The sequence below is a fragment of the Epilithonimonas bovis DSM 19482 genome (assembly GCF_900108115.1).
GTDB classification, from domain to species: domain Bacteria; phylum Bacteroidota; class Bacteroidia; order Flavobacteriales; family Weeksellaceae; genus Epilithonimonas; species Epilithonimonas bovis.
On sequence record NZ_FTPU01000005.1, the window covers coordinates 1 to 19,482 of the forward strand.

Consider the following 19,482-nt stretch of genomic DNA (forward strand, 5'->3'; position numbering starts at 1 on the left):
GAAAAAGTTTTCTTTTCCTTTTATTGTAGACACTCCTTTCAATTCTTCCCTCCAAATCAGTCCCTGAAATGTATCTAAATAACTGTAGTTCAGAGTTAATAGACATATATTCTGCAGTGAGGTTGAGTGCCACAAGTTCCAAATCAGACATTTTTGGAAGCCTAATTTGCTTACTTGTAGTAATATATTTACAGGTGTTTGTCAATTCTTTTAAAATAATTTTGTAGTTTTGAATAAGATTGTTCATGTATTTAATGACTTGGTAATCAATTAAATATACGATTTTTTAATCAAATGGACAATCTTTTTTTTTTTTAAATTCCTAAATGCACAACAGGTTTTGTTTAATTAGTCCTATCCTTTTCTTCAAAATTTATTTTTGGGGATTTGGATTTAACTTTTTCATTACCAAAATTGTAAGTTAGACTAAATGTGAAATTCCTGTAATCATTATATTGGGTGAAGTTTCTTCTCAAATTGGAATAATCGGCATGTCCATTATTTTTAAGCGTTCTGAAGGCATCACTTAATACAGCACTTATTTGTAATTGCTTGTTAAATAATGATGCTTTTATACCTGGAGAAAATTCTAACATATCTTTTAAATAAACGTTAGCGTAAATAAACGGAAGCCTATGCCAGAAATTAAGCATTATAAATACAGTTTTAGACTGGTTAAGCGCAATGCTATTATCAAATGAATAATAAAAAGAATTTGCAGAGGACTTTTCAAGTTCAAGTGATGTTGGGCTGGTTTTAGTTTTATAGGCGCTCAAATTTGTTGAGAACTCCCAAATTTTAAAAAAAGTGTCGTAATAAGACAATTTTATGCCAGTATTATTTACGTTCAAACTATTTTCCATTATTGAACTGTATACTCCCTCAGACAATCTAGAAATCTGAGTGTAGTCATTTTTAGTATAGTCGTTGTAAACAGATAATGTTAGTTTATTTCTATACGTGTAACCAAGTTCTACATTATCATTGAAAGAAGGTTGTAAGGTGCTGTTACCACTAGAGTATATATAGGGATTGGTATACCATCTGAACGGATTAAGTGAAGAAAAATCTGGTCGGTTAATTCTCTTGGAATATTTTACAGATAGTGAATGGTTTTTATTTGGATTGTATAATAAATAAAAGGTTGGAAAAAATTAGATTAGCTTACTTCATGAAAAAATTGCCAATGCTAGAGATAAATATCTTTCTGATAAGTTGGATGAAGACGATTATAAAGAGATAAAAACACTCACAAAAACACAAATCGAGCAGTTGGAATTGGAGCTTCATAATATTGTTTCAGAAAGTAAAGAACTTGACATCAAGACAAAAATAGAAAACGCGCTCGATTCCATGGAACACATTTCAAACCTTTACCAGCAGGGCGATCTGCTAACAAAAAGAACGATAGGGTGTTTGATATTTCCCAAAAAAGTCGAATTTGATGGAAAAAGTTTTCAAACACCTAAAATGAATATTGTCGCTCAATGTATCTATCAGTATAACAGTGGATTAGAAAATAAAAAAAACCGACATAAGAGAGTAAAAACTTCAAATGTCGGTCTTGTGACCTCGACAGGATTCAAACCTGTAACCTTCTGAGCCGTAATCAGATGCGCTATTCAGTTGCGCCACGAGGCCTCGTTTAAAGGTTTGCAAATATAGACAAATTTTGCTTTCTTTGGAAGATGAAACGTATTTTTTTTCTGTTTTTTATCTTTCTTTTAATTTTTTCCTGTAAAAAAGAAACTTCTCAAATAAGCACTGGTACAGTAACCATCTCACAACGTGTGAATTATTTGGACAATGGGGATGTAGTCGTACTCAACTCGGGGAAATTTAAAAATTCCATACCAAAAAGCAAATTACCGTTTAAAACCGTCATGCTGCTTAATTCAAGCCTGATCGGCTACTTTTCCGAACTTAATTTGGAGGACAAAATTACAGGTGTTTCCAGTCCTGAATACATTTTTTCGGAAAAAATCCATCAGATAATCAATCACGGAAAAATTCTGAATATAGGAAATGAACAGAAATATGATATAGAAAAAATACTGGCCAATAAACCAGATGTTATTTTCACCAACTATGTTCCCAATTTTGCCAACACTTACGATATATTAAAAAAGAACGGGATAGAACTTATTTTTCTGGATGAGTTCCTGGAACAGGATCCGTTGGAAAAATCGAAGTACCTCTTACTGTTTGGTAAATTATTGGGGGCTGAAGAACAGGCTGAAAAAAAATACACTTTGATCCGCGAAAATTATAACAAAATTCAGAACTTAGCATCGCAATCTGCAAATCGTCCGGGCGTGTTGTGCAACGAGATGTACGGCAGCCAGTGGTTCTTGCCGGGAGGCAAGTCCTTCGTGGCCCGCCTGATCAAAGATGCTGGTGCAAGGTATATTATGGCAGATAACGTGGCATCAGTGGCGGTGCCAATGAGTTTTGAAGAAGTTTTTGTTAAAGCAGCCCAGATCAGTTATTGGATCAATATCAGCCCGCACAAGGATAGGAAAGAGCTCTTAACACTCAATCCTAATTATGCTAAGATGGCAGTTTTCAAAACAGGTAAGCTCTTTATGATTAATAATCGCGAAAAAGACCGTGCCAATGATTATTTTGAGTCGGGCGTGGTAAGATGTGACCTGGTGCTAAGAGATTATTTCAAGATCTTCCATCCGGAAAACAAAACATTTGCAGGTCAACCTTTGGTATATATGAAAGAACTTAAATAATGCAGAATCAGGACTATAAAATTGATTTTTTTTCAGGGTTACTTCTCTTTATCGGATTGTTGATTGGCCAATCTTTGGCGTATGCGCTCGGGTTGGGTTTGTCATCGCTGCTTCAGCGGGATATTCAGGATACAGGATGGTTCACCTTGTTGGCTTATACCATTACGATGTTATTGCCGGTTATCTTCTTCGATCTGTTAATTGTAAGATCAAGCGGCAAAAAACTCCGCTTCGATTTATCAACAAAGCCCTTGCGCGTTTACCTGCTGATATTTCCCATGATGTTCGGTATGATGCTGATCGCAGATTATGCCACACAGCTGATTCCTACAACGGGTGGTTGGCTGGGCGAACTTTACAAGATCTACAGCGCACAATTTGCGAAACTTTTGCAGGAGCCGGTGTCTTTGATACTGATGACGGTTATTATCGCCCCGGTTTTAGAAGAGATCCTGTTTCGCGGGATTATTATGCGAGGCATGCTGAATAATAAGGTAAAGCCGGTGGTGGCAATCATTATTTCGGCAGTTATTTTTGGCTTGGCGCACTTCAACCCATGGCAGTTTGTTGGGGCCATGCTGTTGGGTTTGGTATTAGGTTTGGTGTACTACAAAACCAAATCACTGCTCATGTCTATTATGTTGCATGCCTTCAACAACCTGATATCCGCAGTGATGATGTTATATACAGATTCTGAGACTTTTTCTGGTCTGTTCCATATAAAAAGCGAAATATTACTGGTCGTGGGAATTGTTGTTTTCATGATCCCGTTTTATTTTTTCGCTTTGCAGAAGAATATTATTTACAAAGATTAAAGAAGGATTAAAAATGATGGCAACTTTTCCGCCCTCCGTTCCCGCTATTTTTGCCAGGGCTTTCCCTTCGCAAAAAATGAGCTCCACTCAGGTCGGGTTGCGCTTCGCAGAGTTCGGGATTTACCATCAATTCAAATTTTGTCAATAAACCTTATAATAGCCAAACTTAAGCACATTAATAATCATTTATCAATAATAATACATGGAGATTTTAGTAGCCACACATAACCTGCACAAAAAAGAAGAAATCCAGCAAATTTTGGGATCAGATTACGTCGTGACCAGTCTGTCTGACTATAACCTGAATGAGGAAATCGTAGAGGACGGCAACACCTTTCAGGAAAATGCATTAATCAAAGCAAAATACTGCTTCGAGAAAACAGGAAAACCAAGTGTTGGCGATGATAGCGGATTGGTTGTGGAAGCGCTCAACGGCAGGCCGGGGATTTATTCTGCAAGATACGCAGGCAACCATAACTTCAAAAAGAATATTGAGAAAGTACTGGCGGAGATGAAGGATGAACCCAACAGGCGTGCTTACTTTATCACGATGCTGTGCTTCAAAGACCAGGATGGTGAACATTATTTTGAAGGACGCGTTTATGGTAATATAACTCAGGAAGTTTTTGGTGAGGAAGGATTTGGTTATGACCCGATTTTCATACCGGATGACTACAATATGACTTTCGCCGAAATGTTACCAGAAGAGAAAAATAAAATCAGCCACCGCAGCGAAGCCCTGAAAAAATTCCTCGATTATCTCAGTATAAGAGGGGGTGTGCTGTAACTTTTGTAATGTTTTCGTATCTTTACATGGTAATTTTCAATAGAATTTAGAAAATTGAGTACATATCTTACAATACTGGGGTTTAATTCCGCAATTCCCACGATCAATTCTTCGCCTACAGCCCAGTTTCTGGAGATGGAAGAACGGCACTTTCTCATCGATTGTGGCGAAGGTACACAGGTGCAGATGCGCAAAGCCAAAGTCCGCTTCTCAAAAATCAATCATATTTTTATTTCCCACCTTCATGGTGATCACTGTTTTGGCCTGCCTGGTTTGGTGGCCTCTTTTAGGTTATTGGGTCGGAAAACACCTTTGCATATCTATGGTCCCAAGGGGATAAAAAAGATGATGGATACGATTTTTGAAATCACAGAAACTTATAAAGGTTTTGATGTCGTATATCATGAGCTGGATAAAAAAGTATCAGAAAAAATATATGAAGACAAGCGGGTAGAGGTCTTCACTATTCCGCTGAACCACCGGATCTACTGCAATGGCTATCTGTTCCGTGAGAAACCGAAAGAGCGCCACCTCAATATGAAGGAGATTGCCCGGTACAAAGAAATTGAAATCTGCGATTTTCAAAACCTGCGCTCGGGCAAAGATTTTATTTGTGAAGATGAAACTATAATAGAAAACGCTATCCTTACGACAGATCCCAAGCCGTCGGTTTCTTATGCTTTTTGCAGTGACACCAAGTATAAAGAAGATATCATACCAATTATCAGGAATGTGGATGTGCTCTACCACGAGTCGACTTTTCTTAATAATCTAAAGGAGATGGCTGATTACACCGGGCACTCTACAGCCCTAGAGGCTGCCACCATTGCGAAAAAAGCTAACGTAGGCAAGTTGATTCTCGGGCATTTTTCCAACCGCTACAGCGACCTGAGCGTCATGACAGACGAAGCACGGCAGGTCTTTCCCAATACTTTTTTACCCAAAGCCCTGGAAACGGTTAAAATTGGATAAATTTGATTGACTGTTTTCATACAAAACATTTTTATGATTATCGATATTATATGGCTCTCAATGGGGAATCATTCTGTTTGAAGCTATGTTATATCTAAGATTAATGTACTTTTTATTAAAACTTAAAATATCATTTTCGTAAAAATTACTATAAAAATTTTATATTTGTCAAAAATGAAATCGTCATGCAAGAAACTTTTATAGATACCGAAATATTATCATTCCAGGAGTTCCGACACGAGATTATAGAAAGCTACAGACTGGCAAGGATTTCCCGTGAGATGAGTTATTTGGGAAGGCGCGAAGTCCTTACAGGCAAAGCAAAGTTCGGTATTTTTGGTGATGGTAAAGAGTTGCCGCAGCTTACAATGGCGAAGGTTTTTAAAGATGGTGATTTCCGTTCCGGCTACTACAGGGATCAGACTTTTGCTTTGGCAGTTGGTGCATTAACGATAGAAAGTTTTTTTGCACAACTGTATGCAGATACCAGTGTAGAAAGAGAACCAGCATCTGCCGGAAGACAGATGAATGGGCATTACGCCACAAGGAGCCTTAATCCAGATGGGAGTTGGAAAGATCTTACAGCACAGAAAAATATTTCTGCAGATATATCGCCGACTGCCGGCCAGATGCCAAGACTATTGGGATTGGCACAGGCTTCTAATGTTTATAAATCCGTTAAGTTCCCAGGGTCTGAGAAGTTTTCTAAAGATGGTAATGAGATTGCATTCGGTACTATTGGAGATGCTTCTACGGCAGAAGGCCACTTTTGGGAGACACTCAATGCTGCGTGCGCACTACAGGTTCCCATGATTATCTCGATATGGGATGACGGCTATGGTATCTCGGTACCTACCCAAAACCAAAGAGCCAAAACTGATATTGCTGAGATGTTATCCGGTTTTCAGAGAAAAGAAGGGGAAGCTCAGGGCTGTGAGGTAATGCAGGTGAAAGCCTGGGATTATCCCGCACTGATGGATGTGTATGCTACAGCAGAGATGCTTGCGAGAGAACAAAGAGTTCCGGTGGTAATCCACGTTATTGAAGTGACACAACCTCAGGGTCATTCTACATCAGGTTCTCATGAGCGTTATAAAGATGAGAACAGATTGAGATTTGAGTCTGATTTTGACTGTCTTGATAAATTCAAAGAATGGATTGTCGGTTATTCTTTCAAATTTGATGAAGATTCCGAATTACAGACGATTGCGACCAAAGAAGAGCTGGATGAGATAGATGCGGATGCTAAAGTGAAAGTAAAAGAAGGGCAGAAAAAAGCATGGGTCAGATATCAGAAAGCTATAGCGGAAACTAAAAATATATTGGTGCCTTTAGTACAAGCGGTTGCCCAGAGCAATCCTGATGTGACGGCTCACCTGGATAAATTTGGCAGCTTAATCTCAGTCAGTAAAAAAGATATATTCCATCTTGTCAGAAAAACCTTATTAACCGTGAGGGGCGTACAGTCTGAGGCTGTTGCACTGTTGAAGCAGGCCTTCGAAGAAGTGGCAGCAAACGAGACCGAAAACTATTCTTCCCATTTATATTCAGAGTCGCAATGGCGTGCTACCAATGTTCCGGTCATAAAACCTGTTTATTCGGAAAATTCAGCCATCGTTGATGGCAGGGTAGTGATCAGAAACAACTTTGATAAAATATTTTCAAAATATCCGGATGCACTTATATTTGGTGAGGACAGTGGTAATATTGGTGATGTTAATCAGGGGCTTGAAGGGCTTCAGGAAAAGTATGGTGCTGTAAGGATTGCTGATACCGGTATCCGCGAAGCTACGATTCTTGGCCAGGGCATTGGTCTCGCCATGCGTGGGCTCAGGCCAATTGCAGAGATCCAGTATCTTGATTACATTCTCTACTGCCTTCAGGGGATGAGTGATGATCTTGCTACAGTGCAATACAGGACCAAAGGTGGGCAAAAAGCTCCCGTAATTATCCGTACAAGAGGGCACAGGCTAGAGGGCGTTTGGCATTCAGGTTCGCCAATGGCCGGGATTCTTAACCTTGCAAAAGGGATTAATATTCTGGTTCCAAGAAACCTTACTATAGCCGCAGGATTTTATAATACTATGTTGCAAAGTGATGAACCTGCCCTTATAGTAGAATGCCTCAACGGTTACCGTCTCAAAGAAAAACAACCGGACAATATTGGTGAGTTTACAGTGCCTGTTGGGAAAGTAGAGATCACATCCCCGGGAACGGATGTTACACTGGTCACTTACGGTTCCACATGGCGGATTGTTACCGAAGCCGCAGAGCAACTCGCAAAAGTGGGTATTTCTGCAGAAGTCATTGATATACAATCCCTGATACCTTTTGATCTCAGTCATGATATTGTAACCAGCATCAAGAAGACCAACCGTCTGGTAATTATAGATGAAGATGTGGAAGGCGGTACGTCAGCCTTTATCCTGCAACAGGTGCTTGAAAAACAAAAAGCATTCAGGTTCCTGGATTCTGAGCCGTTAACCATCTCAGCAGAAAACCACAGGCCTGCCTATGCCACAGATGGTGACTACTTCAGCAAGCCTTCGGTAGATGATGTAGTAGAAAAAGTTTATAAATTATTTAATGAAATTAATCTGGAGAAATATCCTTCGATTTATTAGATTAGATTAGAACTGAAATAAACCAAACAGACCTTTTGAGGATTCGATCTTCAAAAGGTTATTTTTTTGAAGATCTTCTACAAAGACATCTTCATTATCATAACGGATAAACATATTCTCAAACGTAGATTTCCGGTAGGCATAGCCTTCCATAAAATCCTTATTATCATTCCATTGCTGAAGATCCGTTTCCCTCATCCATTTAATAAAACGAGAATGAGAATCTGAACGGAAAATCCTATTCCTTTTTAACAGTTTGTATCTCATAGTTTTAAGTGTTTATAAACAAATTTAGCAAATTGGTTTGATTTGTATTATAAATTAAATATTAATTCTTACAATTTGTTATATTTTCCTTAATAAATAGAGAAGATGGTTTTGTTTTTTCGCTTACAGAGCGGCTTTTTGTAATGATTAAGAATCTTCGTTTATTAATGAATAGGATTTTCCGCTGCTGTTTTGTAATTTTGGACTGTTTTATTTTTACCTTTATTGATCCATTGCAATTGATGAAAAAATCAATAATATTCATATTACCTGATCTAGAGGCTGGTGGTGCTGAGCGTATTGTCACCACGCTGGCCAACAATCTGCCCAGAGAGCGGTATATACCTTCTATCTTACTTTTGAGGAAAGAGGGTGCTTATCTTGATCTGTTACAGCCTGACGTTGAGATTATTGATATTGCAACGGAAAGGATACGACATTCTCTAAAACCAATCCTGCTGGAAATCAAGCGGCGGAAGCCTGACATTGTATTCACAGGTTTTGGAGAGGTTAATGCTTATTTGGCACTTTTTACAAAACTTTTTCCCTATACCAAGTTTGTTGCCAGGGAAACGAATGTAGTCTCAAAACACGTTACCAGAAGAGAAATAAGGTTTTTTTACAAATTTTATAACGCTTACGACAGAATCATTGCCCAAAGTAATGATATGCAGCAGGATCTTATAAAAAATTTTGGTGTTAAGAAAAAGAAAATCATTAAGATCAATAATCCTGTTGATGTCAGTTTTATTGAAGAAAAACTTAAAGAATCTGTCAGGCCCGCGGCGTTCTCTGTTCAGTATAAAAATGTCGTTGCTATTGGCAATTTGTCAGCCAGAAAAGGTTTTGACAACCTTCTGAAGGTTTTTACCAGGCTAAAGGATCAAAACATTCTGCTGCATATTTTGGGCGACGGCAAAGACAAAGAAATCCTGATCAGGATGAAGGAAATGCTGGGGCTGGATCATGTAATATTTCATGGTAAAAAAAGTAATCCTTACCAGTATCTAAAGTATGCGGATCTGTTCATTCTCTCTTCCCGCTATGAAGGTTTTCCCAATGTCCTTCTGGAGGCTGGGACCTGTGGCGTCTATTCTGTTGCCAATGATTGCCCGGGCGGTATTGATGAGATTATCAAAGATCAGGTGAATGGTGAGATTGCCCCTATAGAAAATTATGATGCTTTTGCCGACAGCATCTTGAGGGCATTAAATAATAATAAAAACAATAACAAGGAACTTATCAAAGAAACAATTAATTCCAGGTTTTCTAAGGAGATTATACTTCAGCAGTATGATCATCTGCTTTGGAATTTGTAAATATCAGAATCACAAATAATGAAAGAAATCTTTAGCGAGAATGGGCAGGGCATTATCTATATGTGGTCTATACCGGTGCATACGGTTGTCATATTGGGAGAAATGCTTTACAGCCATTTTAATAAGGAAAAATTATATGAGACCAGGGACGTCTTGTCAAATATCTATCTTGCGATCCTTAATTATGGTCTAGATTTACTGATGAAAGGCGTTTCTATGGCAGTGATGTTTTTCTTTTACCATCACAGGATTTTTACGTGGGAATTTAACATCTGGTATTTTGTAGCCGTTTTTATATTACAGGATTTTGTGTATTATGTACTGCACTACGTAGATCATCATTCCAGGGCGTTTTGGGCGGTACATATCACGCATCACAGTTCAGACCATTTTAATATCACCACCGGTTTCAGGAGTCCTGTTTTACAACCGTTATACAGATATCTTTACTTTTCGCCATTAGCATTTTTAGGATTTAATCCGTGGCATATTATGGTGGCTTATTCCGTTTTGCAGGTTTATGGGACTTGGGTGCATACACAAACGGTAAAAAGTATGGGCTTTTTGGAATGGTTTATGGTAACACCTTCACACCACAGGGTTCATCATGCCTGCAACATACGCTATCTGGACAGAAATATGGGCATGGCGCTTATCATTTGGGACAGGATTTTTGGTACCTTTGAGAAAGAAGTTCCCGATGTGCCTATTAAATATGGTATTTATCCTAAGATGGAAGATAAAGGGCCTGTGAATCTGGTTTTTTATGAATGGAAAAAGATTGCCAAAGACCTGAGGCAACCCGGCCTTAGCATACGGGACAGGATAATGTATCTGTTTTATGCGCCAGGTTGGCGGCACGACGGCTCCGGCAAAACCGTAAAAGATTATCAGAAAGAGGAATTACAAAGAAGACTGAACAAACAAAATAAATGATGAATATGAAGTCGCCACGATTTAGAAACGCTAATAAAGATGAAGATCTGGCGATAATTTATTACTATTAAAAACAATAAAAATTGATATATGAAAAAAACTTTTTTAAATTTAATAACTGCGTTAGGATTAACTGGTGGCAAAAGATTGGGCAGGAGCGCTTTTTTGGCTGTGTCAGCCATTACGCTAATGTCTTGTAATTCTTCTGTGAAGCCGGGAGATTCCAGGCTTAATGCAAATGTGCCTTACAAAGTAGCGAAAAATTACTTTGTGAAGAATACAGTAGCTGCAGCCTACGGCAATACCAAGATAGAATCTCAGGCTGATTTCGACAAAGTTTTTGGAGCAGCAGCAAGCATGGGTCGAAACGGTAAACCTACACCGATTGATTTTTCTAAAGAGTTTGTAGTGGCTCAGGTTGAGGACACTTCATCCCAGCTTGTAGACCTTAAGCCTATATCTGTTAAGAAAAATGCCAATATCTTAGAGGTTACATACAAGAAATCAGTTGGTGAAAACAGGACTTTTACTTCCAGATCGGCTCTAGTACTAATTATTGATAAAAAGTATGATGGAGACGTTAATTTTGTAGAAGCGCAATAATCAACATCAGTACTGATAAAAAAAAATCCTGTAGTATATTACTTTAGGAATTTTTCTTTTGCCAGCTCAAACACCCTTTTATCAACAGGTAATGGGAAAGGATTTTCGCCTTCCAGAGAAAACCATTCTGTCTTTTCTATACAAGGGTCCAGGATCAGGAGGTCTTCTTCGTTCAGGATTTCGGCAAGGAAATAGATGGTTAAGAGTTGCTCGTTATCCCGGAAACGCGAGACCAGAAAATCGTCCTGGGTGTAAAAATGCTCCTTCACTTCGATTTCCAGATTCAGCTCTTCCTGAAATTCTCTTTTAAGGCATTCTATAACGCTTTCTCCAAATTCTAATCCGCCGCCAGGCAGTTTTACCAGAAAATCCCCGGCATATTCCTCATGCAGAGCCAGTAATTTTTTATCTCTGATACAAAGTGCATACACGCGGACATTAATTTTGTCAATCATATAATTTGTGATTTGTGAAGGCCTAAATTAGTAAAATTATTTTTTCCAGGCATTAATCATTTCCCGCTTTCCGGGAGGGCCTGCCTTTTTCTCTACTTCGAAACCGAGTTCGGTTAAGATTCTGCGAACACTGCCTTTGGATGAATAAGTAGTTAGTAAACCTCCGGGTTTTATTGTGGAAGCTACAATTTCTATAAGTTCTTTTTCCCAAAGATCCGGCTGCACACGTGCGCCAAAACAGTCAAAATAGACAAGATCAATAGGTGGCAGATCTATATCTTTTATATTAAAAAAGTCATTCTGGATTTTATTAAGGAAAAAACCCGGCGCCACTTCAATAGGTTTTTCCCATTGAGTCTTGTGAATTTCCAGTGCCAAATCTTTTAATTTTTGGTCATCAAACAGATCCGAATAAGATAATTCTGCCGCTTCTTCCAAAGAAACCGGATATTTTTCTATACCAAAATAATTCACGGTATGATTTTTATCATTTCGCAAATATTCATCAAATGTTACTAAAACGTTAAGACCTGTACCAAAACCTAACTCAAGAATATTGATATCGCAATCATATTTTAATTCGAATCCATTTTTGATAAATACATGTTCTGCCTCTTGCAAAGCACCGTGCCTGGAGTGGTAAGTTTCCTCAAGATCCTGTATTAATAGGGTTTTGCTGCCATCTCTCGTGGTGATTAATTCTCTTTTCAAATTTAATTTTTGACAAAATTAATCTAAATTTTTATTCTTAGAAAATTATTATATATTTGTAATACCTCAATAAAAATTTAAAAGATGATAATTCAAAAATCTTCAAACCCAAGAATTTCTTCATTTGATCCCACAAGTTTCTCATTCGGGAACACTTTTATAGATCATATGATAATTTGTGAATACAATAACGGAAAATGGGGGGATCTACAGTTGGTTCCTTATGGCCCGATAGGTTTTACCCCTGCGATGATGGGGGTTAACTATGGTCAGGCGTGTTTCGAGGGGATGAAGGCCTACAAGGATAAAGATGGCAAAGTCTTCCTTTTTCGTCCGGAAAAGAACGCTGAACGTATTAACAAATCCGCAAAAAGATTGGCAATTCCTGAGATTCCGAAAGAAATTTTTATGGAAGGATTGAAAACCCTGGTTGATATAGACAGAGACTGGATCCCTCACGGTGAAGGAATGTCTCTATACATTAGGCCATTGTTGTTCGCAACCGAAGAAGCGCTGAAGGCTAGAGTGTCTGAAAAATATCTGTTTGCTATTGTGGCTACACCGGCAAAAAGTTATTATGCAGCACCGGTTTCTGTTAAGATTTCTGATCATTATTCGAGATCGGCTAACGGTGGCGTTGGTTTCGCTAAGGCAGCAGGTAACTACGCTGCATCTTTCTATCCCACACAGCTGGCGATAGAAGAAGGTTATGACCAGATTATCTGGACAGATGACAGCACCCATGAGTATTTTGAAGAAAGTGGCACTATGAATGTCTTCGTGAGAATTAATGACACCATTTACACGCCCAAGACTTCTGAGAAAATCCTGGATGGCGTTACCAGAGACAGTTTTCTACAGTTAGCAAAAAGAAGGAACCTGGAAGTGGTTGTAGGCGACGTCAAAGTTTCAGACGTTATAGCAGCACAGAGAAACGAGACACTCAAAGAAGTGTGGGGCGTAGGAACCGCTGTGGTTACTAGTATTTTTGAAGCCTTGGGTTACAATGATGAGCATTTGCTTTTGCCAAAATTATCCGAAGAGGAGAGTTTTGCGGCCATGCTTAAAAAAGATTTGACAGATATCCAGACCAATCAGGCTGAAGATCCTTTTGGGTGGAGAGTCCTTGTTGAAGAACAGGTTTATGACCTTTAAGAATTAAATATTATATAATGATCGACAAAGCCGGAAATTTTTTCCGGTTTTTGTTTTGATGCCAATTAAGTCTGATAAAATCCTTATTTTCGCAAAAGATTTTCTGATGAAAATATCAGCTAATTATTGAATCATGAAATATATATTAATCTCCATATTATTAGTCTCTGCAGCCTCATGCTCTAAGCAAACTCCGGTCTATCCGCAGAAAGATCAGTTTTTGTCTGAAGATGAGATGACCATTTCCAAAAACAGGTCAAAAGAACTTAACAATCTGGAGAGGGCACAAATTGAAGACTGGATCAAATCTCAGAACACAAAATATTACCCTATGGGCATGAACTATTGGGTGAATATAGAAAATCTCGAAAATCACCACCGCAAAAATAATGGTGAGAAAGTCTCTTACCAGTATTTCATTTATGATTTTGACAGGGTAAAACTATACGACACACCCGTTGAGAATATCAATGTAGAATTAGGGCATTTCAACGAGATGGACGCGGTGGAAGACGCTGTAAGGTATTTGGATAAAGGTCAGGAAGCGGAGTTGCTGATACCTTCTGTTTTAGCTTACGGAACTTATGGCGACAATAAAAAAATATCCAATGACATGCCACTGATTATCAAACTGAAAGCACTATAAAGGAGTTAACTATATATATGAAAAAAATCATTGCACTATCGGTAACATTATTAACATTATTAAATTGTAAAACATTGGAAATAGACAAAGAAACTTACAAAAGCCTGCCAGACGGGCTTTACGGAAATTTGACAACCAGCAAAGGTGATATCCTTGTAAAATTTGAAGACCAAAAATCACCGGTTACTGTGGCTAACTTTGTTGGGCTTGCCGAAGGTAAAATAGAAAACAAAGCAAAGAAAAAAGGTGAACCATTCTATGACGGGACTATCTTTCACCGTGTTATCAAAGATTTTATGATTCAGGGCGGTGATCCAAAAGGTACAGGAATGGGCGATCCGGGTTATAAATTTGATGACGAGAAAAATGATCTTCAGCATACAGGGAAAGGAATTTTATCTATGGCTAATTCTGGGCCGAATACCAATGGGTCTCAATTCTTTATCACAGAGGTAGCAACACCGTGGTTAGACGGCCGTCATACTATTTTTGGTAAAGTTGTAAAAGGCGAAGCGGTAATTGATTCTATTGCTAATGTAGAAAAAGGTCCTCAGGATAAACCAAAGACGGATATTGTCCTTAATAAAGTAGCGATCTTTGGCAAAGGCGACCAATATAAACATTATGATGCTGCCAAAATCTTTAACGAAGGTAAATCAAAAATCCAGGATAATAATAAAGTGTATCTGGCCAAAGCTGAAGAGGAAAAGCAAAGGAAATTAAAAGAATTTGCAGAAAATCAGGAGAAATTGGTTAATGATCTAAAAGCCGGCATGCAGTCTACACCATCAGGGCTTTTTTATAAAATTACAAAAACAACGGCCGGAGCCGCTCCTGTAGCAGGAGATCAGGTATCTGTTCATTATGCAGGTAAACTGGTAAGCGGCGAGGAATTCGACAGTTCTTTTAAAAGAAATGAACCTATCGATATCCCAATTGGAGTAGGACAGGTGATCAAAGGCTGGGACGAAGGCATCCTGTTATTGAAGGAAGGCGAAACTGCTACTTTTCTGATCCCACCAAGTTTAGGCTACGGAGAAAGAGGTGCAGGTGGCGTAATTCCGCCTAATGCATGGTTGATTTTTGATGTAGAGCTTGTTAAGATTAATAAATAATTTTGACACGATAAAAAAAAGGAGCGAAATATATTTCGCTCCTTTTTTATGTGTGGATGTTATGAAATTACTCAACAACAAATTTGGTGTTAAGATCTCCTGTTTTTAGGATATAGATACCTTTAGGTAAATTATTCAGCTTGATAGAATTTCCGTTTTGAAAAGGATTTTCAATAGTCTGTACATTTTGCCCAACCAGGTTATAGATCATTGCTTTTGGGAATTTTTTCAGGTTATCGCCCGTCACATAGATCACATTACCTTTCACGGGATTTGGCGCAATTTTAAGATTTTTTGAAAATGATGCATCATCTACGGCCATCACACTTCCCCATATTTTAGCAATAAATTCAGGATGATCTACAAAAGCATTTCTGTTACCCTGATAAGCCGCAAGAGCATTATTCCTGTCGATCTCTTTCTGGGATACCGGGTCCTGCTGATGCCATTTAAGAAGCATTGATCTGAATGGTTCTGCAAAAACCTTGTCAGTAGAACCGTCATACATTGCATAATTAAAACTGGTGATCTGTGACTGATATCGTGTCGCAAAGTAAAAGTAAATCCTGGCAATGTCACCTTTGAACTCATCAATTGGTTCAAAAACAGTCCCGGAATAGCCATTCATTTTGCTGTTTCCAAGTTTAGATCCGTTTTTTGAGGTTTCGCTAGCGTTGCCCACTTCCCCATATGGAAAATTACCACGTAAACCATTAACTTTACCATCAGTAGGGAGAAGGTGGTGATAATCGCTTCTCATTGGGTATTTTTCATTAAATGTTGATTGTGGGATGGTGTGCTCCCTATTGTAGCATTTTCCTTCTGCACCAACATTACCACACTGTCCGCCCGGGATATTATAATTATAGGGATCTGGTCCTGCTGGGTTTTCGGAATAAATATCTAGCAAGGTATTATCTTTTTCATAATATTTATCACGGTCTGCAGAAGAAAATACTGTCCAGTTATACCCCATATCCTTATGTCCCCGAGCTACAATCTCGCTCAGTTTATTTTTAAGTGCTGTACCTGTCAAATTATCGGTACCATCGTAATAACCGGTTGGTATCTGGGCATTTGTAATCCCAAATAAACCAACACAAATAGTAAAAATATATCTTTTCATTATAAAAATTAAGGACCGCTAAATTATAAATATTTTTACAAATAATAGTTTTTTATAAACGATAATGTATTATTAATGCCGAAAATTAAAATTAAATCAATAATTTTTTAAAATTATTAATTGCCTTAATCAGTAAAATTCATAATCCTACTTTTTTTGGATAGTAATGAATTAACAATGCGCTCTGCCGCTGTATCACAAAAATCCAGGCCGGAATAATCAGGGTTTAATCCACCAATAAATGGTACTGCCATGATGTAAAGACTATCGATGATTGCACCATAATTGTTAAGAGATTGGAAATAATCGTTAATTTCCAGACCATGAACCCGGAGCGAATACTGGTCTTGGAATGAGCGGAAAATAGGATCATCGGTATCTTCTTTTAAGAGTTCTTCGGCATTTTGATTATCTTTGAAATTGAGATAAGCAGTACTGACAAGTTGATCCTCCTTGAGTCCATCAAAATTAAGATCTGCCAAATCCATCGGTTGCTGCCCAATCGCGTCCACAAACATTGGATAATATTTCTCTATGGGTTTTTTATCCGGTGACTGATAATGATAAATGCCACCACCGTCTGTTCCCGGCTCAACATGGCTTTCTTTATCTACCTGTATAAGATCTATAATTCCGGCGTCATAAAGCGCCATGAGTTCTTTATAAGAACCTTGCGGTAACGATGCAATAATAATCGATATCAGGGGTAACAGCGTTTTTCGCAGGCGCAGCATGTCCTCTGCAGAAAAATGCTTAGCAGGATAATTCATCGCATAGCTAAATGCGGCTAACGCTTCTTTCCAGCTTATCGGTTTATGCCTGTCTATTGATTTTTCAGCTTCTTTGTACTCCGCTTCGAAGAGGTCAAAGCTATCCAGTTCTTTTCGGATGCTCAGCATCTTTTCAACAAATGCTTCTATACTAAGGTCTTTTATTTGGTTATAAAAAGCGGGATCTTTCTTTTTCAGAGGCTTTTTAAAATTAATTTCAAAAACATAATCTAAGTCAACAAAACCACCGTGCTGGCGCTTGTACTCGTAGATTTCGGGCAAAGACATTATCCAGTCGTTACTGTACGCTTCACCTTCTGAATGAAAACGCAGCGCAGGCAAAAAACCACCAGTAGAGAAAAGATCGATTCTGAATTTTTCCGATTCAGGATTCAGCTGGTATTTCAAATGATCTTTATCCACATATTCAAAATGACCGTTGAGCCGCGCCAGGGTTTTCACGGCATCTATTGCGGTGAGCGATGTCCCGCGGATCGCAACGGAAAAATTATTTGGCCCAACAAATTTGGATGGCGGATAGGGTGAATCGTACCAGTTTTTAACGGTGCCTTCATTTTTTTTTGGCCAGGTATGGCCTGTGCAGAGAATGATGGTTGAGGCCAAAAATACATTATCATTTTCGGATATAATATGATATAACATCGGTTCTTTTGCTCGTACAATATCTTTTACGGGACAGTTTTTTTTGCAAATCATTTCAACGCCTTTTTCCCTCAACTGATGGATGTACCAGTCAAACTGAAATTCCAGATAATCGCCCAAAAGAAGTCTTGGTATCACCTGATATGGATTGACTGAACCGTCTGATACAAAATCCGGATAATCGCTGGTTGGATGATCTCTTATATAGGTTTCAAAATCAATGGTGAAATTGGGTAATTCGTTGGCGGAAACGTTGGCCACGTGTTCCTTCCCAGAACCGTATTTGCTGTAAGGCATCCCTGTACCGAAGCGGTTACTCTTCTCGAAGACATATATTTTATCCGGTAAAAACGCATGGTCCAGCATGTTTTTAAGTAAAAGAAGTGCTGCCGGACCGCCACCAATCATCGCAATACTGCAGTTATTGTTTTCTCGCATAAAATTGTCAGTTAAACTAGATTAAGAATGTTAATAATTTCAAGTCATTCAAAACACAAACCAAAGCGCACGAATAATGCGGGGAAGGAAAAAAATCATAGCCTTACGTTTTATAAAATAAGGTTAAACCTAAGATTTGAAATAGCCTGCGTGTAAAAAATAATTATCTTTGAGGCCTTAAAATTAATTCACTAAATTGCTATTAGCAACTTTGCAGGCCAATATCCATGAAGATCACGCGATGGCATATAGCCTTTGGAAAAAATAAAAATCTACACATGAAAAAGTTAATCTATATATTATCCATCATTTTTTCTATTACTGCCACGGCACAAAGTGCTAAAGAAATCATTGATAAAAATATAGAAAACTCCGGCGGCCTTACCAATTGGAAACTTCTGAATACTGTACAGATACAGGGCCGAGTAACCCTTGGTGTAAATGACCAGTATCCTATAAAAATCTACCAGCAGCGCCCCAATCTTACAAAAACGGCCATTATAATAGGTGGTAAAGAAACCCCTGTAGAAGGTTACGATGGTAAAAACGGTTATGCCATGAATTATGCGCAGAACAAACTGCAACAGTATAACGATTACGTTCCTGAGAATTTTGATAACGACTTTATAGACTGGGATAATAAAGGTTTTGAAGCTAAGTTTCTTGGTAAAGAAAAAATTGGTGAACAGTATTTTTTTAAGATTGAACTGACGAAGAATGTCAACAAAACGGTTTACTATTTTGATGTCAAAAATTATATGCTTTACCGGGAAATCAAGAAAGATGAAATCCTGACTTATTCTGATTACAGAAGAGTAGGGAATCTGCTGATGGCTTACCGTATAGAATCCTCTTCGCCAAAGAAAGACAGCGATTATGTCATGATGATTAACAAAATCGAAATTAATAAGGAGTTGCCAAAGAACACGTTTAAATTCTAATTTCACTTTTTATGGAAGTTGAAGAAATCCGCCAGTATTGTCTGTCCAAAAAAGCTGTTACCGAAGGTTTGCCTTTTGATTCCGAAACCCTGGTGTTCAAAGTTGGTGGCAAAATGTTCCTGCTGATACCGCTGGAGCACCAGCCTGCAACTTTTTCTGCAAAAGCAGACCCGGAGTGGAGCGAGACCCTACGCGAAGAATTTCCTCAGATTACCGGTGCTTACCACATGAATAAAACCCATTGGAACGCAGTTGTTTGTGATGGTCTCAAAAAAGATTTGATCTTGAAACTGATAGATCATTCTTATGATTTGGTGTTTAAATCATTAACCAAAAAGTTACAGGCAGAGATTTCCAAGTAGGTTTTTTCAGGCATTATCTTTTAACATACCGTTTAC

General features: G+C 38.3%; 19 protein-coding genes, 1 tRNA gene and 2 pseudogenes. 14 read left to right on the forward strand and 8 right to left on the reverse strand.

All coding sequences use genetic code 11. From position 1 onward, the window contains the following. Positions 1-247 (reverse strand): annotated as a pseudogene (locus B0B05_RS16795) (IS982 family transposase); the annotation flags it as partial. A 97-nt stretch (positions 248-344) separates the two neighbouring features. Beyond that, positions 345-1,142 (reverse strand): annotated as a pseudogene (locus B0B05_RS16520) (outer membrane beta-barrel family protein); the annotation flags it as partial. 73 nt (positions 1,143-1,215) lie between these two features. Here B0B05_RS16520 and B0B05_RS03125 point away from each other — a divergent pair. Continuing rightward, positions 1,216-1,602: a hypothetical protein gene (locus B0B05_RS03125; RefSeq protein WP_076782033.1), complete on the forward strand. Its 387-nt coding sequence runs from the start codon at positions 1,216-1,218 to the stop codon at positions 1,600-1,602. Here the strand turns inward: B0B05_RS03125 and B0B05_RS03130 are convergent. Continuing rightward, a tRNA-Arg gene (locus tag B0B05_RS03130) sits at positions 1,568-1,641 on the reverse strand. The genes B0B05_RS03125 and B0B05_RS03130 overlap by 35 nt on opposite strands. 149 nt (positions 1,642-1,790) lie before the next feature. Here B0B05_RS03130 and B0B05_RS03135 point away from each other — a divergent pair. The 5 genes from B0B05_RS03135 (at position 1,791) to B0B05_RS03155 (ending at position 7,939) form a co-directional block, all read left to right on the forward strand. Continuing rightward, positions 1,791-2,741, forward strand: a complete 951-nt coding sequence (locus B0B05_RS03135; protein ID WP_317044115.1) for an ABC transporter substrate-binding protein — start codon at positions 1,791-1,793, stop codon at positions 2,739-2,741. Further along, positions 2,741-3,556, forward strand: coding sequence for a CPBP family intramembrane glutamic endopeptidase (locus B0B05_RS03140; RefSeq protein ID WP_076782035.1), 816 nt, complete (start codon positions 2,741-2,743; stop codon positions 3,554-3,556). Before B0B05_RS03135 ends, B0B05_RS03140 begins: the two co-directional genes overlap by 1 nt. A gap of 202 nt (positions 3,557-3,758) precedes the next feature. After that, entirely contained in the window at positions 3,759-4,343 is a 585-nt protein-coding gene (gene rdgB, locus B0B05_RS03145; RefSeq protein WP_076782036.1) for an RdgB/HAM1 family non-canonical purine NTP pyrophosphatase, read from the forward strand. A 54-nt stretch (positions 4,344-4,397) separates the two neighbouring features. Next, positions 4,398-5,315, forward strand: coding sequence for a ribonuclease Z (locus B0B05_RS03150; protein ID WP_076782037.1), 918 nt, complete (start codon positions 4,398-4,400; stop codon positions 5,313-5,315). A 185-nt stretch (positions 5,316-5,500) separates the two neighbouring features. Further along, entirely contained in the window at positions 5,501-7,939 is a 2,439-nt protein-coding gene (locus tag B0B05_RS03155; RefSeq protein ID WP_076782038.1) for an alpha-ketoacid dehydrogenase subunit alpha/beta, read from the forward strand. Between the two features lie 6 nt (positions 7,940-7,945). Here the strand turns inward: B0B05_RS03155 and B0B05_RS03160 are convergent, their stop codons facing one another. Further along, on the reverse strand, positions 7,946-8,206 hold the full coding sequence (locus tag B0B05_RS03160) for a hypothetical protein (RefSeq protein ID WP_076782039.1): 261 nt from the start codon (positions 8,204-8,206) through the stop codon (positions 7,946-7,948). Positions 8,207-8,445: 239 nt separating this feature from the next. On the opposite strand from B0B05_RS03160, the gene B0B05_RS03165 reads away from it, so the two are divergent. The 3 genes from B0B05_RS03165 to B0B05_RS03175 all read left to right on the forward strand — a co-directional run bounded on the left by B0B05_RS03165 (position 8,446) and on the right by B0B05_RS03175 (position 11,064). Next, a complete protein-coding gene (locus tag B0B05_RS03165) occupies positions 8,446-9,525 on the forward strand; it encodes a glycosyltransferase (protein ID WP_076782137.1) in 1,080 nt (359 codons plus the stop codon). An 18-nt stretch (positions 9,526-9,543) separates the two neighbouring features. After that, the gene (locus B0B05_RS03170; RefSeq protein WP_076782040.1) at positions 9,544-10,461 is read left to right on the forward strand and encodes a sterol desaturase family protein; all 918 of its coding nucleotides are present in this window, start codon (positions 9,544-9,546) and stop codon (positions 10,459-10,461) included. 90 nt (positions 10,462-10,551) lie between these two features. Beyond that, positions 10,552-11,064 (forward strand): hypothetical protein, encoded by a 513-nt coding sequence (locus tag B0B05_RS03175; protein WP_084173866.1) that lies wholly within the window; start codon positions 10,552-10,554, stop codon positions 11,062-11,064. Between the two features lie 38 nt (positions 11,065-11,102). On the opposite strand, the gene B0B05_RS03180 is transcribed toward B0B05_RS03175, so the two are convergent. Next, positions 11,103-11,519 (reverse strand): NUDIX domain-containing protein, encoded by a 417-nt coding sequence (locus B0B05_RS03180; RefSeq protein WP_076782041.1) that lies wholly within the window; start codon positions 11,517-11,519, stop codon positions 11,103-11,105. Positions 11,520-11,555: 36 nt separating this feature from the next. Beyond that, positions 11,556-12,230: a tRNA (5-methylaminomethyl-2-thiouridine)(34)-methyltransferase MnmC2 gene (mnmD, locus tag B0B05_RS03185; protein WP_076782042.1), complete on the reverse strand. Its 675-nt coding sequence runs from the start codon at positions 12,228-12,230 to the stop codon at positions 11,556-11,558. A gap of 84 nt (positions 12,231-12,314) precedes the next feature. Between mnmD and B0B05_RS03190 the strand changes: the two genes are divergently transcribed. The 3 genes from B0B05_RS03190 to B0B05_RS03200 all read left to right on the forward strand — a co-directional run bounded on the left by B0B05_RS03190 (position 12,315) and on the right by B0B05_RS03200 (position 15,146). After that, a complete protein-coding gene (locus B0B05_RS03190) occupies positions 12,315-13,385 on the forward strand; it encodes a branched-chain amino acid aminotransferase (protein ID WP_076782043.1) in 1,071 nt (356 codons plus the stop codon). A 133-nt stretch (positions 13,386-13,518) separates the two neighbouring features. Beyond that, a complete protein-coding gene (locus B0B05_RS03195) occupies positions 13,519-14,031 on the forward strand; it encodes an FKBP-type peptidyl-prolyl cis-trans isomerase (RefSeq protein ID WP_076782044.1) in 513 nt (170 codons plus the stop codon). A gap of 17 nt (positions 14,032-14,048) precedes the next feature. Beyond that, a complete protein-coding gene (locus B0B05_RS03200) occupies positions 14,049-15,146 on the forward strand; it encodes a peptidylprolyl isomerase (protein ID WP_076782045.1) in 1,098 nt (365 codons plus the stop codon). A gap of 67 nt (positions 15,147-15,213) precedes the next feature. On the opposite strand, the gene B0B05_RS03205 is transcribed toward B0B05_RS03200, so the two are convergent. Together B0B05_RS03205 and B0B05_RS03210 are read right to left on the reverse strand one after the other, a co-directional pair. Continuing rightward, a complete protein-coding gene (locus tag B0B05_RS03205; protein WP_076782046.1) occupies positions 15,214-16,272 on the reverse strand; it encodes an endonuclease in 1,059 nt (352 codons plus the stop codon). Between the two features lie 125 nt (positions 16,273-16,397). After that, positions 16,398-18,143 carry an FAD/NAD(P)-binding protein gene (locus B0B05_RS03210; RefSeq protein WP_076782047.1) on the reverse strand — a complete coding sequence of 582 codons (1,746 nt, stop codon included), beginning with the start codon at positions 18,141-18,143 and terminating at the stop codon, positions 16,398-16,400. 278 nt (positions 18,144-18,421) lie between these two features. Between B0B05_RS03210 and B0B05_RS03215 the strand changes: the two genes are divergently transcribed. Together B0B05_RS03215 and B0B05_RS03220 are read left to right on the forward strand one after the other, a co-directional pair. Further along, on the forward strand, positions 18,422-19,084 hold the full coding sequence (locus B0B05_RS03215; protein ID WP_076782139.1) for a LolA-like protein: 663 nt from the start codon (positions 18,422-18,424) through the stop codon (positions 19,082-19,084). An 11-nt stretch (positions 19,085-19,095) separates the two neighbouring features. Further along, positions 19,096-19,446, forward strand: coding sequence for an MmcQ/YjbR family DNA-binding protein (locus tag B0B05_RS03220; protein WP_076782048.1), 351 nt, complete (start codon positions 19,096-19,098; stop codon positions 19,444-19,446). Positions 19,447-19,482: the final 36 nt, after the last annotated feature.